Genomic DNA, 15,392 nt, shown 5'->3' with positions numbered 1-15,392 from the left:
CGAAACCTAGTTCGCGGAATCGATCTCGGTCAGCTTCTTCGTCAGGTCGGCACCGATGGTGGCGATGCGGGGTTCGTCGATGATCTGGAGGTGGTCACCCGGGATGTGGATGATCTCCAGATTCGGGATGTGCTCATCCCAGCCGCCATTCGGCTTACGGTCGCCGAATCGCGGTTCCAGTTCGATGATCCCGTCGTGGTAGCGGTCGGCGAGGTAAAGAACCACGTGACCTTCGTAACGCGACGGAGTGACCTGCTGGAGTTCGCGATTCTCGATCCACGACTGCTTCTGATGCTCGAGCACCCCACCCGGGATGTCGACGCCCGCGAATTTCACCAGTTCGATGATGATCTGGTACTGCTCCTCGTCGCTGGCGGCGGCCAGTTCCTCGATCTGCTCGTCGTCCAGTTCGCCCTGGAAGCCGTAGGTCTTCTGGGCGAACGCCTGGAAGCGCCGAATCCGCGCCACCCGGGCCTCGGGCGAATTGTCCTCGGGCTCGGTCGGAATCGCGAGGTCGATCAGACCCACCAGGCGCACATCCGCGCCCTCGGCACGCATGATCTGGGCGACCGTCAGCGCGAACACCGCACCCAGCGACCAGCCGTAGAAGACGTACGGGCCATCCGGCTGGATCTTGCGGATCTCCGGAATGTACTGGCGGGCACGCTCTTCGATCGAACCCTCGGCCCGTTCGAAGCCGTACATGGGCGTATTGGCCGGAAGGCGCTTCAGCAGCGGCTCGTAGACCAGGGTGTTGCCGCCGGACGGGTGGAAGACGAAGACCGGCAACGCATCCGAGCCGGGCTCCTTCGCGCGCAGGGTGCGCACGAAGCCGTCCACGTCGGCCTTGTCCTGGAAGCCGCGCACGATATCGGCCATCTTCTCGATGGTTTCGGCGTCGCGCAGCTCGTCGATGTCGATCTGGGCCTTGACGCGTTCCGACAGGCGGGCTGCCAGCTTCTCCATTGTCTGGTCGTCCAGGATCGGCAGGGCATTGAAGATGCCGCCTGCCGACTTGCCGGTCACCACGGCCCAGGTGGCATAGGTGAGGCGTTCGGCCGCGTCGCGCGGGGGGACGTTGTCCTTGTCGGTTTCCGCTGCCGGAGGGGCGGCCTCGAAGGTGTCCGGTTGGGAATCGCTCTCGCTCGGAGTGTGCTGCGCTTGCCCACCCTGCGCCCCTGGCGCAGACTGCCCAAGCGCAGCGGTGTCGGGGGCAGGCTGGCCCGCCGCGGCGTCATCCGCGGCAGGCTGGCCCGACGCGGGGGTGTCCGCGGCAGACTGGTCGGGTGCGGCGGCACCGTCGGGGTTGCCGAGGGCGGCGGCCAGGGGGTCTACGCCGGTGGCCATGGCGGCGCGGGCGGCGGAGACGAAGTCGGCGTCGACCGCGAGTTCGCCTTCGCCGGAGGCTTGGCGGGCGGCCAGGGCGGCGACCTCGTCGCGGTGTTCGATGGCGTAGCGCAGCACCTTGCCGACCTCGAGGAGGTTGGCGTCGCGGACCGCTTGCACCTGGAGTTGCGGGATGTCGAATTCGTATTCGACGCGGTTCTTGATGCGCATGGCCATCAGGGAGTCGAGGCCGAGTTCCATGAGGGGGATCTCCATGGGGAGGTCCTCCACGGCGTAGCCCATGGATTCGGCGACGATGATGGCCAGGCGGTCCTCGATGGTCTGGGAACCGTTGGGATCCCAGCGCTCACCCGCGGCCGCGACCACCGCGACCTCGGCGGGGGCCGACTCGGCCGCCTGCTGGACCGGTTGCGCGGCAACGGGTTCCGGCAGCGGGGCACCCGAGGTCACGACACCGTCGAAGAGCAGCGTGAACGAGTTGCCCACCTTGGCGTGCACCTGCGCCGCCGCGCCACCCGGGTAGGGGGTGAGCGTGGTGGTGAGGGTACCCGCCGCCGGGATGGGGCCGTAGGCGTAGGACGCACCGGCCTGCACGTCCGAGAACACCTGCGCGGCAGCGGCTTTCACCAGTGCGCCGAGATCGGTGACGGCAGCGGCCTGCACCTCCCACACGTGGCGGCCGTCGGGCAGCGACACGTGCGCGCCCGGCACCCGGGTATTGCCGGAGCCCGACGCCAGCGCCACCTTGGGCCAGTACTCCTTGCGTACGAACGCCGTCCGCGGAATATCCGCGTAGTCGCCCGCGGGCAGCAGCGACGGCAGGTCCACCCGGTGGCCGTTGACGTACAGCTGGGCGAGCGCGGCGACGACGGCCGCCGACTCGTCCTCCTTGCGCTTCAGGGTCGGGATGAGCGCGGCATTGTGCACGCCCGCCGCGTACGTGGTGCCCAGCACCTGCATGAGCGCGACCGAGTTCGGGGCCAGCTCCAGGAAGGTGGTGATACCGGTGTCCACCGCCTGGCGCACGGCATTGGTGAAGTACACCGAGCCGCGCATATTGGTGACCCAGTAGTCCACATCGTGCACGGGGGCGTGGCCCGCGCGGTACACGGTGTCCTTGTGGGCGGTCGAGTACAGGTCCACCTTCAGCTTGGTCGGCTCGATACCGGCCAGCTCGGCGGCGAGTTCGCCCAGCAGCACATCCATCTGGGAGGTGTGGCCCGCGCCGCGGGTCTGGAGCACGCGGGCGAACTTGCCCTGCTCCTCCACCTTGGCGACGATGGCGTGCACCTGATCCGGCGGGCCGCCGATCACGGTATTGGTCGGCGCGGCGTACACCGCGACCTCCACATCCGGATACTCCGGCAGCATGGCCTCGATATCGGTGGCGCTCAGCTCGACCAGCGCCATATTGCGCACCTGGTCGTCGGTGATCATGGCCTCGCCCTCGCCCATGAGGCGACCGCGCGAGCAGATCACCCGGACGGCGTCCTCCAGGTTCATGCCGCCGGAGATATAGGCCCCGGCGACCTCACCCTGCGAATGGCCGACCACGCCCGCGGGTTCCGCGCCGTGGGCGCGCAGCACGGCCGCCAGACCCACCTGAATGGTGAAGGTGCCGACCTGACCGGTGCCGATATCCCAGTCCTGGGCGTCGTCGAGGATCATCTCCTTGACCGAATACCCGGCCTCGTCCACCACGAGTTCGTCGACCTGGTCGACGGTCTCGCGGAAGATGCGGTTCTCCTGGTAGAGCTGCTTTCCCATCTTCCGGTGCTGCGCGCCGAAACCGGCCATCACCCACAGCGGGCCCTCGGCCGCCGGGGAATCGGCGGTGAAGACGCCCGGGCCGGGCTTACCGGCTGCGATGGCGCGCAGGCCCGCGATCGCCTCGTCGCGGTTCTTAGCGATGACGACGCCGCGCGAACGCTGGTGGCTGCGCTTGGCCAGTGCCCGGGCCACATCCTCGAGCGGGGTGTTCTCGCCCGCGTCGCTCTCCAGCCAGTCGGCGAGATCGGCGGCGGCGCGCTTACGGCGCGAGGGCAGGTACGCCGACACCGGCAGGATCACCGGCAGCGGCTCGTCACGTTCGGCCCATTCCGGCTCGGGCGCGGCGGCTTCCACCAGCTTCTCGGCCTCGGCCAGCACGTCGGTGGCCTCGTTGTCGAGTCCGGAGCTGTCGAGGCCGGAGCTGTCGAGATCGGCGGTGCCGCCGCTCTCCGGAACGGCCGGGGTGGGCACGTACTCCTGGATGACCACGTGGGCGTTGGTGCCGCCGAAACCGAAGCCGGAGACACCGATGGTGGCCTTGCCGCTGTAGCGCGGGAACTCGGTCGGCTGCTCGACGACCTTCAGGTGCGCCTGGTCGAACGGGATGTACGGGTTCGGCCCGGCGAAGTTGATATTCGGCGGAATGACATTGTGCTGCAACGCCATAATGATCTTGGCGAGGCTGGCCGCACCGGCTCCCGATTCCAGGTGGCCGAAGTTGGTCTTGGCCGAACCGAGCAGGGCGGGCTTGTCGGCCTCGCGACCGCGACCCACCACCCGGCCCAGGGCGTCGGCCTCGATGGGATCGCCGATCAGGGTGCCGGTGCCGTGCGCCTCGATGTAGTCGACGGTGGAGGGCGCGATACCGGCATCGCGGTAGGCGCGGCGCAGCACGTCGGCCTGCGCGTCCGGGTTCGGCGCGAAGATGCCGTTGGAGCGGCCGTCATTGTTGACGGCCGAGCCCTTGATGACCGCGTAGATCTTGTCGCCGTCGCGTTCGGCGTCGGCCAGGCGCTTGAGCACCACCAGGCCCGCGCCCTCGGAGCGGACCATGCCGTCGGCATCAGAAGAGAACGCCTTGATGTGGCCGTCCTTGGCGACCGCGCCGTTGATATCGAAACCGAGGCTGGCCATCGGGGCGAGAATCATGTTCACGCCACCGGCCAGCGCCACATCGGAATCGCCGTTGCGCAGCGACCGCACCGCGTCGTGCACCGCCACCAGCGTGGAGGAGCAGGCGGTGTCGATGGTCACCGACGGGCCGCGGAAGTCGAAGAAGTAGGAGACGCGGTTGGCGATGATGCCCGTGGACGCGCCCAGCAGGGCGTACGCCTCGGCCGACAGGGGCACGTTCGGATCGGGCTCCTTACCCAGACCCAGCGCCGTGACCAGCATGAAGTCGCTGGTCGACGAGCCGATGAAGACACCGACCGGGCCGCCCTTGAGATCGCTCGCGGGAATCCGCGCGTGCTCCAGGGCTTCCCAGGTCAGCTCCATCATGAGCCGCTGCTGCGGATCGACGCGCTCCACCTCGATGGGCGACATGGCGAAGAACTCCGCGTCGAAGCCCTTCACCACGTCCTGATCGAGGTAGCCGCCCTTGGTATTGCCGTTCTCGATGGCGGCCAGGGCCTGCGGGTCGGATTTGAACTCGTCCCAGCGGCCCTCGGGTAGGTCGCGAATGGCGTCGCCGCCATTGAGAATGAATTCCCAGGTCGACTCGGGTGTATCCCCGGCACCCGGCAGTCGGGTCGACAGGCCGACAATGGCGATGTCGTGCGCCTCCCCCGGCTGATATCCGGCGGTATAGAAGGAATCGTCCGGCGTGTCCTCCGGCGCGTCCGGCTCACCGTTGATGATCCGCTCGGCCAGTGAGGCGATGGTCGGATGCTGGTAGACGATGGTCGCGTTCAGCACCACCCCCGTGAGGTCCTCGATATCGCCGCCGAGGGCGAGCGCGTCGCGGGAGGCGAGGCCGAACTCCTCCATCGGCCGGTCCACCGTGATGTTCTCGATGGGCTGACCGGTGGCGTCGGCCACCCAGCGCCGCAACCATTCTCGCAGCTCAGCCACCGACATATCGGTGCCTGCGGCCCGTTCGACAGTCGCGGTCGCCTCGGTTGCCGCGGACTCGATCGTCTCGGTGGGGACGTTGCCCTCGTTCTCAGCCATCAGTTCTTCAAGCTACCTGTCTGCGTCGGGTGCACGGCACTGAATGCAGTGAATGGCGCGGGCCACACGACCCGCGCCATTGCGTATGAGGCTTACGCCTCACTCCTCGTCTGGTGCATCGGGGAAAGCTTGCTGCGTGTAACCACCACGCAGTGTGCCCTCCAGATATGCCGCCTTGCACGCGCGGCGCGCGATCTTGCCGCTGGAGGTGCGCGGAATCGAGCCCGCCGGAACGAGCAGGATGTCGCGGGCGGTCACGCCGTGCCGCTGCGAGACCGCCGCGCGCACCGCGTCGGCGATCGGCTGCGGATCGGCCTTGCCCGCGCCCGGACCGCGCTCGGCCACGATGACCAGCTGTTCGGACGCGTCGTCGGCGTCGAAGGACAGGCCCGAATGGCTGTCGGCGGCAAAGACTTCGGCGGGCAGCTGATTCGCCGGGACGGCGAAGGCGGCGACGAAACCCGGACGCAGCGCGGTGGACGCCTCCTGCGCGGAGAACTCCAGGTCCTGCGGGTAGTGGTTGCGGCCGTCCACGATCACCAGGTCCTTGACGCGGCCGGTGATGTAGAGCTCGCCGTCGATGTACACGCCGTAGTCGCCGGTGCGCATCCAGTGCGCGTCGTCCGGGGTGCCCTCGGCGTGGCTGCCCTCGGGCAGGCGGCGCACCAGGCGGTTACGGAAGGTGTTCTGGGTCTCGTCCTCGCGACCCCAGTAGCCGATGCCGATGTTGTTGCCGTGCAGCCAGATCTCGCCGACGCGGCCCTCGGGCAGCTCCAGCGCGCCCTCGGGGTCGTCGATGGTCTCGGCGTCGACGATGGTGGCCCACTGCGAATGCGCGACGTAACCGCAGCTCACCTGGGCGATGGAGTTGGGCGTGCCCTGCTCCACCTTCTTGACACGGCCCGCGTTGAGCTCGTCACGGTCGACGTAGATGACCTTGGCCTCGTCCTCGTGGCGGGTGGCCGACACGAACAGGGTGGCCTCGGCCATGCCGTAGCAGGGCTTGATGGCCGTCTTGGGCAGGCCGTACGGGGCGAACGCCTCGTTGAACTTCTTCATCGAGGAGACCGTCACCGGCTCGGAACCGTTGATCAGGCCGATGACATTCGACAGGTCCAGCGTCTCGCCGTTCTTCGGGCGACCCCGCGCGGCGGCGTGCTCGAAGGCGAAATTCGGTGCCGCGGCGAACGTTCCGGCCCCGTCGGCGACGGCCGCGAGCTCGTTGATCCAGCGCGAGGGACGGCGCACGAACGCCGACGGCGACATGATGGTGATGTACTTGCCGCCCACGGCGGGCAGGATCACCGTCAGCAGACCCATGTCGTGGAACAGCGGCAGCCAGGTGACGCCGCGGGAATTCCAGTTCAGATCCAGGGCGTGCACCATCTGCAGCAGGTTGGTGCCGACGGCGCGGTGGGTGATCTCCACACCGGCCGGGACGCGCGTGGAACCCGAGGTGTACTGCAGGTACGCGATGTCGTCCACGGTGATGTCCGGACGCACCCAGGTCTCGCCGACGCTGTCGGGGATGGCGTCGACGGCGATGATGCGCGGACGCTGGGCGGCGGGCAGGGCGCGGAAGAACTGGCGAACACCGGCGGCGGAGGAGCTGGCCGTCAGGATCGCGGAGGGGGTGCAGTCGCCGAGCACGGCGTGCAGGCGGTCGGTGTGGCCCGGCTCGTCCGGATCGAACAGCGGCACCGAGATGCAGCCCGCGTAGATGGCGGCGAAGAAGGAGATGACGTAATCCAGCCCCTGGGGGGCGAGGATCGCGACCCGATCGCCCTCCTTGGTCACCTGCTGCAGTCGGGCGGCCACCGCGCGCAGCCGCGTGCCGAACTGGCTCCAGGTCAGGTCCTGGTACTCGCCGTCGCGCTCCCGCGAGTAGTCGATGTAGCGGTACGCCAGATCGTTGGCGTCGTTACCGATCGTGTGCTTCTCGACGTAATCGACCAGGGTCCGGCCCTCGGGAATCGTGATCTTCCCGGTTTCGTCCAGGTAGTCGTCGAAAGTCTCGTCCATTCCTTCTCCTCCGAGGCACACGAAGCAGGGGCGGCGATACGGCCGCTGTTACCTGTGAGGCCCCGACTCTCTTTCGCCCGCCGGTGCTCTAACGTGCAAGAGCCAACCTGCAGAATTCTGTTGCGGTCTGCGCGGTGACCGCCTATTGGCTAGATGTACTCAAACCAGGGACATGTTACAGAGCAGGCGCCGGACCAGTGTCCGGAGCGATCCGATCTGCCTGCTCACTCATGTCGCAACAAGGGGATCACCGGTGCGAATGCCTCCATCTGAGTGGGAAATACGCCCACGTAGGACATGGATGTGAGTTGCCGCACCCGGCGGATGTGGTCGGCGATCTGCTCGTGGGTGCCGATCGCCACATACGGTGACTCGAGGATCTGCTCCACCGACAGCCGTACGTCCACATCCAGGTTCGGATGCAGGCCCTTGTCGATCGCGTCGAGCGCCATGGCGGCGGCGCGCTCCCGATCGTCGGTGACGATCACCGCGGTGATCGCCCAGTTCAATTCGATCTCCGGGAAGCGCGGCCCGGCCGCCTCCCGGATGATCCGCACCCGCTCGACGGTTCGGTCGAGCGTGATACCGGACAGCAGCATCCGTCCTTCGGGTGTGGTGGGCGGCACCACCGAGATGATGTCGGCGTGCCGGGCCGCCAGGCGCAGCAGGCGCGGTCCGCCGCCACCGGTGGCCAGCGGGGGACGCGGGCCCTGCCGCGGTCGCGGCGCACCCCTGATCCCCCGCACCCGGTAGTGCTTGCCCTCGAAGTGACATTCCTGACCGCGCAGCAGCACGTCCAGGATCGTCAGGGTCTCGTCCAAGCGCTCCAGTCGCACCGCGGGTGCGTCGAAGTCGATGCCCGCCGCGTCGAAGTCGTCGGCCAGCCAGCCCGCGCCCACACCCAGCTCCAACCGGCCCCGGGACAGCACATCCAGGGTGGCGGCCTCCTTGGCCAGCACCACCGGATGCCGAAAACCGTTGGCCAGCATCGAGGTTCCGAGCCGGATTCGGTCCGTGGCCACCGCCAGGGCACCGAGGGCAGCGATCGGACCCACCTGGGGACCCAGGGCATCGGGTACGGCGAACGCGTCGTATCCGAAATCCTCGGCCCGCTGCGCGAGCTTGATGAACTTGCGCGCCCCGCCTTCGGACGGGTTACCCTCGCCGGCCGCCGCGAAGCGGAATGCCCGCGGCGGTGTACTCGGCACGGTCTCGCGACCGGCCGGTACGGCGACTCCTGTCATTGAACTGATGCTCCTGGCTGAGATCGATTGCTCTGCGCCGCCGGGCCTCATCGACCGGCGTCACAATCTCGGAGCACTTTACAGGTTGTGCGCCAAACCACGGGGTCGGTCGACGGGCGCAAGCCCCCAATACGGAGGGTTGTTCGCCACAGCGCCCCGACCAGGTGGTTCCGGTCACGAATGCGGTGGATGCGGAGCGCCCTCGATGAGCCCGGCCGCCCAGTTCACCGTCCACTGGGTGGCGGTGGTGCCGCTGTCGTCCACCACGTACCCGTTGTAGAGGCTGTGCACCGGGTTCCCGGCCGCGCGCACCAGGGTGCCGACGCTGCTGAGGAAATTGACCGGGTTCAGCGCCTGATCCGGGGAATCGCAGATGAGGTCGCCCGGGGCGCAGATGGTGTAGGTGCGGTCGGCCAGCTTGCCGAAGCCGGGCCGCGGTCCGGTCATGGTGATGCCGGGGACGTTCAGGCCCTTGAGCGCGACCTCCGCGCCCACCCCGGGCGGGGCATTGCCGATTTCGATGGCCTGTCCCGGCCCGTCGACCCGGCGGCCGTCGGCGAGCACGGTCACGCCGAGCACCTTGTCGGCGGGCACCGGGCCCTTGCCCGCGCCGATATCCGCGGCCACGTCACCGGCGATCACGGCACCCTGCGAGAAGCCCGCGATCACGTAGGTGGTGAGCGGACAGTCCCGATGGGTCTGCGCCAGCTTGTCGGTGGCGCGGGCGATGCCCTCGGAGCGGCTCTTGTTGTAGGACTGCTGACCGTCCGGCGGAATGGCGATGGGATTGGAGAACTGCGCCACGTACGGGACGGTGTAGACCTCCACCCGGTCGTTCGGGAACCGCTCCCGGATCGGGTTGGAGATGTTCAGCATGAGCGAGATCGGATTGGCCGACGGGTTGTAGGGGTCGTCGTCGCTCGACGACTCCCAGGTGCCCGGCACCGACAGCATCAGCACATCCGGGCAGGACGCGGGCTGGGAGGTCGGCTCCTTCGGCCCGGGCGGTGTCGGGCCGGGCAGGCGCAGCCGCCCCGCCAGCAGGTACCACAGCAGGATCACCACGACGATGATCAGTGCGACCACCGCCAGGAACAGCAGGCATCCCGCCGGTGCGGACCGGCGTGCGGAGCGGCGGCGCGGGGTCACCGGCAGTAACTCGCGGAGGCGACTTCGTAGTAGATCTTCCCGGCCTCCTCGACCGGCATCTTGCTCGGGTCGAAGGTGGGATCGGAGCCCGCGATGGCGGTCACGTAGGTGATGATCTGGTCCTCCGGCGCGCCTTCGGACTTGCCCTGGCACACCAGGTTGCCCGCGCTGAGCGCGATATCCGGGGAGGACGGAGTCACGCCGCGCTTCTTCAGTTCCTCGATGTAGGTCCTGTCCTTGTCGCTCAGCGCGGGCGCGTCGCTCTGCGGCGTGACGAATTCGGTCGGCACCGGCTGCGGACGTTCGGTGTTCTCCTCCGCCGGAGGCGCGGCCGATTCGGTCGACTGCGGCGATTCGGGGGCGGCCGACTCGGTGGTCGAGGGCGCCGCCGACGAGCTCGCCTGCGTGGTCGAGGACAGCGTGGGCGTGCTGGTCGCGGTCGAATCGTTATCGCCGCAGGCGGCCAGCAATCCGGCGGCGGCGCACGCCGCCACCACGCCGATCACTTTTCCACGGGTCCGTTGCATGAATTCGCTTCCTCGGATCTATCAGGGCACAGATGTCCAGGGGCACAAGGTCGCCACCAGGCTAGCGGCAAGGTAGCGAGAAGTGTTGCCCAGCAAAACGACCCTCATGCGATTCTCAGAGCTACCACACGCGGTGACCTGCGTCATTCCACGGACCGGGCGGACATGACACGGCAGTGTGTCGACCACGCCTCGCACCGGCTGTCCGGGCGCGCACCGCGAGTCAGGGAGTGCGCTGCGGCGCGGTCGCCGGGGGAATGTCGAGCACCACGGCCGGACCGCCCGGTGTCGCGGGCGGAATGTCGAGTACGACGGCGGGCGCGGGTCCCGGCTCGGGCATGGCGTTCGGGGGTGCGGCGGCCGGAGCCGGGGTGAGAGGTTGCGGGGCGGCGGACGGCACCTCCGGCGGGGGTGACTGCGGCACCGCGGCAGGCGGCTGCGGCACGATCACCTCGGGTGGGGCGGGCGTGGCAGCCGAGGGCTCGGCCGAGGTGGTATCGGGGGCGGGCGCGGCCGCCGAAGGCTGCGGCACAACGGCTTCGGACACCGCCGCACCGGATCCGGCGACTTCGGACGCGGCTACCTCGGACGCGGCTACCTCGGACGCGGCTACCTCGGACGCGGCGGGTGCGGCGGCCGGAGCAGTCGCCACGCCGGGCTGCGTGGCGGCCGGAGCGGCCGGGTTCTCGTGGCCGGGTGACGGGGGAGCCGGGGCGGCCGGGTCCGGCTGTCGCTGGTCGTTCGGCGCGGGCGGGGGGCCGGGGAGGGCGATGGGGCGGCCGTCGAGGGCGACCACCTGGGCCTTGTCGTCCTTGACGACGATCGTGCCGAATTGGAAGGTCTGCTGGCTGCCGCCGGGGATCTGGGTTTCGTCGCCGGTCGGGAAGCCGAGTTGTCCGTTCTCGAAACCCAGTGCGCCCCAGGCGTCCATGACCGCGCCGTTGCGCACGCCCCACGCGCCCGACAGCGGGCTCCAGTAGATATTGCCGCCTTCGAACCGGCTCATCCGGCCGAAGTCCTTCAGGCCGACCTCCCCGGCGGTCGGGAAGCCGAAGACGCTGTTCTCGAAACCGAGCTGGGCGTACTTGCCGAGGATCAGCCCCTGCACCAGATGCGCGCCGGTCGCGGGGCTGAAGTACATCGGGCCGTGCTCGAAGCCCTGCACCACGCCGTCCTTGTGCGGGGTCGCCTGCTCGGCCCCGGTCGGATAACCGGCCGCGCCGCCCTCGTAGCCAAGCCGCGCCCACTCGTCGAGGATCGCGCCGCGCACCGGATGCGCCCCCGTCGCCGGGGTCCAGTAGATGAAGCCGTGCTGGAAGGGCTGGAAGCGACCGCGGCCGTCGGGCAGCGCCGCCTCACCGCCGGTCGGCATGCCCAGCCCGGAACCCGGTCCGGCCACGCCCTGGTAGCTGCCGCCGATCATGCCGCCGGTCGGGATCGCGCCGGTGGCCTGCGAGTAGAACACCTGTCCGCCGGTGAAGTCCTGGGCGATACCGCCGGGCACCTGGTATTCGCCGGTCAGGCAGCCGCCCAGCCAGTTGTTGGCCTGCACCGCCCCGGCGATCGCGCCGCCCACCGAGCAGTTGGCGGGTGTCGCGTCCACGCCGAGCGCCGCCGCGGCCTGCGGCCAGGACTGCCGCATCTCGAAATCCCAGTACGGCCAGGTGTGGGTGCCGGAGGCCCGGTAATTCACCTGCACCGGAATGCTGATCTTGTTGAGTTTGGCGACGAAATTCTGGGTCGTCAGCCGCGACAGCACCTCCAGGCCCATCCCGGCGTAATTGGTGGTGATGCCCGGAATATCGGAGAGCGGATCGGTCGCGCCCGCGGTGCCGCTGCCGCTGGAAACGTACAGGCTGATGTTCTTCAGCTGGTCCGCCAGCTGGTACGGATCATGCTCGGCCCACAGCGGACTCGTGGGCGGCCCGAACATGGCCTCGGAATCGAACCCGCCCGCGTCGCGCATGGCGAAATTCACCGCCTGCGGCATGCCGAGCGTGGTGAGGGTCAGGAATCCGGAGTAGGAGGCGGCGTGGCGCACCCAGCCGGGATTGCGCGCGGCCAGGAACATGGCCGCCGTTCCGCCCATCGAAAGGCCCTCCACGCCACGCACATTCGTGGCGCGCCACTGACCCTCCAGCAGCGGCGGGAGTTCCTTGGTCAGGAAGGTTTCCCACTTGTAGTTGTGGCCGTTGTTCGGTTGCAGCCAGTCGGCGTAGAAGCTGGACTGGCCGCCGACCGGCAGTACCACGGTCACGTTCTTGTCGGCGAAGAACTCGTCGGCGCTCGCGTCCTTGGTCCAGCCGTTCTCGTCGTCCTGGGCGCGCAGCCCGTCGAGCATGTACAGCACCGGGAACTTGGCGTCCGGGCGGGTGTTCCAGTCCCGCGCCAGCAGCAGCTGTATCTGCACCGCCTCGTTCATGGCGGGTGAATGCACCCACAGCGCCACGCGCCGGTCGGTCAGCCACACCGCCCGCTGCACGGTCGCCGGAGCCGATACGGCGGCCTCGGGGGCGGCCACGACCGGACCCGCGACGGCGATCCCCGCCGCCAACGGCAGCAGAGCGACGGCACAGGCGACCCAGCGCCGCGCCATTCTCGCCTCACGAACAACACCAGTCACAGGAGTGTTTGTACCTCCAAAAAGAGGAAAGACCGGGAAGACGCGCGGTAATCGGTCCCGGTTGGCGGAAGATGTCCAGGCCGAACCGCGCGCTCGGCGCAATTGCGACGCCGCCGCACCTACCGGTCCGCGTGGGGCATTCTCGATCCGCGGGAGACTTCCGCGAATCCGCGAGATACGAAAGCGGCGGCCGACCTCGATGTCGAGGTCGGCCGCCGCCTGCGTCCCGGTGTCGGACTATCGGACTCGCCGGACTATCAGACTCCGAGCGCGCGCAGGATATCCGGGCGGGCGTTCGCCAGCTGATCGCGCCAGTACAGCCAGGTGTGGGTACCGGTCGCCGGGAAGTCGTAGCGGGCGCCGATGCCCAGCTGACCCAGGCGAGCCTGGAACGCACGGGTGTTCACCAGCGACAGCGCCTCGAGCACCACGGCATTACCGGTATTGAACACGCCGATGGCCGAATTCGGGCGGTCGTACTGACCCGGCAGCGCGGAACCGGCCGAGATGTACATGGGCAGGTTCTTCAGCTGCGGCGCGAAGACGAAGGGGTCCATGCGCAGCCACTGCGGGCTCCACGGCGCGGCCATCGAGTCCACGTTGAAGCGGCCCGCGTCCAGCATGGCGATGCGGATGGCCTCGCGCATGCCCGGCGCGGAGATGTTCAGGTAGCCCGAGAACGAGGAGGCGTGCTTGAACTGCTCGCGATGGTAGGCGGCCATCATGAGGGCGGCCGAACCGCCCATGGACAGACCGGCGATGGCGTTGTTGGTGCGGGAGACGCCGTAGCCCTCCAGGAACTGCGGCAGCTCCTTGGTCAGGAAGGTCTCCCACTTGTAGGTGTACTTCTGGCCGTTGGTGTTCGACGGCGAGTACCAGTCGGTGTAGAAGCTGGACTGCCCGCCGACCGGCATGACGATGGTGACGTTGTCATTGGCGAACAGCTGGGGCGCACCGCCCTCGTCGGCATTGGCCCAGGCATTGCGATCGTCGCGGGCGCGCATACCGTCCAGGAGGTACAGCGCGGCGCTGCCGCCCTGGCTGGCCCACTGCACCTGGACCTTGATCGGGCCCATGCTGGACGGGACCATCAGTTCTTCGAAACCGCCCGCCGGGGCGCGCAATACCGGTCCGTGGACGGGTGCGGCGGTGGCGAGCGTCGGGGCCGCCACACCGGCGGCGAGCGGCAGTGCCAGCGCGGCCGCTCCGGCGGCCAGCATCCGCTTGCTCCAACCGCGGGTCGCGCCCCGCCGTCCCGACTCCACCCGCGCGGCGGTCCTGCCGAAACGCATGAATACTGCTCTCTTTCTGCTGTTGTGGCCGGTGCGCTCGGGCCGCTCGCACGGATCCCGACTCTCCATGCCAACGACGGCGCTACCACGATGTGGTCACACTTGCGCTCGCTGGACGATATTCGACCGTGATTGCCTTAGCAAGACCGAGCCAATCACGTGGCCGAAATCCGCCCACTCGATGACCGTTATCGTGCGGTGACCTTATCGTGGTTCGCACCAACTGTCGCGGCAAACGGAAAAACGTTACGGCTAACCGATGTTCGCACTCAGGTCCGGCAGCATCTTCAGAACCTGGTCCTGCCAGTAGAACCAGTTGTGGATGCCGTCCGAGGTGTAGTCGAAGTGGGCGTTGTGCGGACCGAGGCTGTCGAGTCGCGCCTGGAAGGCCCGGGTATTCGCCAGCGCGACGGTCTCCAGGCCCATGGCATTGCCGATGTGGTAGGCGTCGATGGGCTGGCGCACCTGATCCCGAGCACCGGGCAGTCCGTTTCCACACGATATCCACAGGCGGGTTCCATTGGCGCGCAGGCGTTCCGCGAAAACGAACGGATCGTTGCGCAGCCACAATTCACTCCACGGCGGACCCCACATGGCGTCGATGTTGTAGCCGCCCGCGTCCAGCATGGCCGCCCGCAACCCCTCCTTCATACCCGGCGCGGAAATATTGAGATAACCGGAATATGATGCGGCATAACGGAACTGATCCGGGTGGTAAGCCGCCAGCACCAGCGCCGCGCTGCCGCCCATGGACAGGCCGAACACCCCGTTGCCGCGCGGGTTGAAGCCCAGCCGGGCGGCGAGGGCATTGCGCAGGTCCCGGGTCAGGAAGGTTTCCCAGGCGTAGGTGGTCTGCTGGCCGTTGGTGTTGCTGGGCGCCACCCAGTCGGAATAGAAGCTGGACTGACCGCCCACCGGCATCACCACATTGATGTTCCACGCGGTCAGCACCCGCGAGACCTCGGTGTCTACCTCCCAGCCGGACAGATCGTTACGGGCCCGCAGGCCGTCGAGGGCGTACACCACCCGCTGGGTATTGCCGTCGGCCGCGCGGAAGATGCGCGACTTGATCGGCCCCATGCTGGAATCGACCCAGAAATCGAAGCCGGCCGGATTGAAGGCGGCCGAGGCGGGCGCACCCACCCCGCCCACCGCCGCCGCCAGCGGGACCGCCAGCGCGGCGACCGCCGCCGCCACCGTGGCACGTATGGAACTGGCACGTATGGAACCAAGACCGAACCGCATC

The 15,392-nt window shown here is 68.5% G+C and carries 7 protein-coding genes and 1 pseudogene; all 8 read right to left on the bottom strand.

What is annotated here, in order from left to right; genetic code table 11:
• Window positions 1-6 precede the first annotated feature (6 nt).
• The 8 genes and pseudogenes from pks13 to QJS31_RS34990 all read right to left on the bottom strand — a co-directional run bounded on the left by pks13 (window position 7) and on the right by QJS31_RS34990 (window position 15,391).
• Entirely contained in the window at window positions 7-5,289 is a 5,283-nt protein-coding gene (gene pks13, locus QJS31_RS35025; RefSeq protein WP_306358812.1) for a polyketide synthase Pks13, read from the bottom strand.
• A gap of 99 nt (window positions 5,290-5,388) precedes the next feature.
• Window positions 5,389-7,311 (bottom strand): long-chain-fatty-acid--AMP ligase FadD32, encoded by a 1,923-nt coding sequence (fadD32, locus tag QJS31_RS35020; RefSeq protein WP_282781987.1) that lies wholly within the window; start codon window positions 7,309-7,311, stop codon window positions 5,389-5,391.
• Between the two features lie 224 nt (window positions 7,312-7,535).
• Window positions 7,536-8,555, bottom strand: a complete 1,020-nt coding sequence (locus tag QJS31_RS35015; protein WP_282781989.1) for an LLM class F420-dependent oxidoreductase — start codon at window positions 8,553-8,555, stop codon at window positions 7,536-7,538.
• 174 nt (window positions 8,556-8,729) lie between these two features.
• On the bottom strand, window positions 8,730-9,710 hold the full coding sequence (locus tag QJS31_RS35010; protein WP_372341732.1) for a cutinase family protein: 981 nt from the start codon (window positions 9,708-9,710) through the stop codon (window positions 8,730-8,732).
• The gene (locus QJS31_RS35005) at window positions 9,701-10,231 is read right to left on the bottom strand and encodes a DUF732 domain-containing protein (protein WP_029930427.1); all 531 of its coding nucleotides are present in this window, start codon (window positions 10,229-10,231) and stop codon (window positions 9,701-9,703) included. Before QJS31_RS35005 ends, QJS31_RS35010 begins: the two co-directional genes overlap by 10 nt.
• Window positions 10,232-11,024: 793 nt before the next feature.
• Window positions 11,025-12,827: pseudogene (locus QJS31_RS35000) on the bottom strand (alpha/beta hydrolase-fold protein); the annotation flags it as partial.
• A 284-nt stretch (window positions 12,828-13,111) separates the two neighbouring features.
• On the bottom strand, window positions 13,112-14,146 hold the full coding sequence (locus tag QJS31_RS34995; RefSeq protein WP_306358811.1) for an alpha/beta hydrolase family protein: 1,035 nt from the start codon (window positions 14,144-14,146) through the stop codon (window positions 13,112-13,114).
• 252 nt (window positions 14,147-14,398) lie between these two features.
• The gene (locus tag QJS31_RS34990; protein WP_306358810.1) at window positions 14,399-15,391 is read right to left on the bottom strand and encodes an alpha/beta hydrolase family protein; all 993 of its coding nucleotides are present in this window, start codon (window positions 15,389-15,391) and stop codon (window positions 14,399-14,401) included.
• Window position 15,392: the final 1 nt, after the last annotated feature.

The sequence above is a fragment of the Nocardia sp. CC213A genome (genome assembly GCF_030766805.1).
GTDB lineage: Bacteria > Actinomycetota > Actinomycetes > Mycobacteriales > Mycobacteriaceae > Nocardia > Nocardia otitidiscaviarum.
Note: the sequence above shows the minus strand (reverse complement) of the source record. Positions and strands in the feature narration are given on the sequence as shown.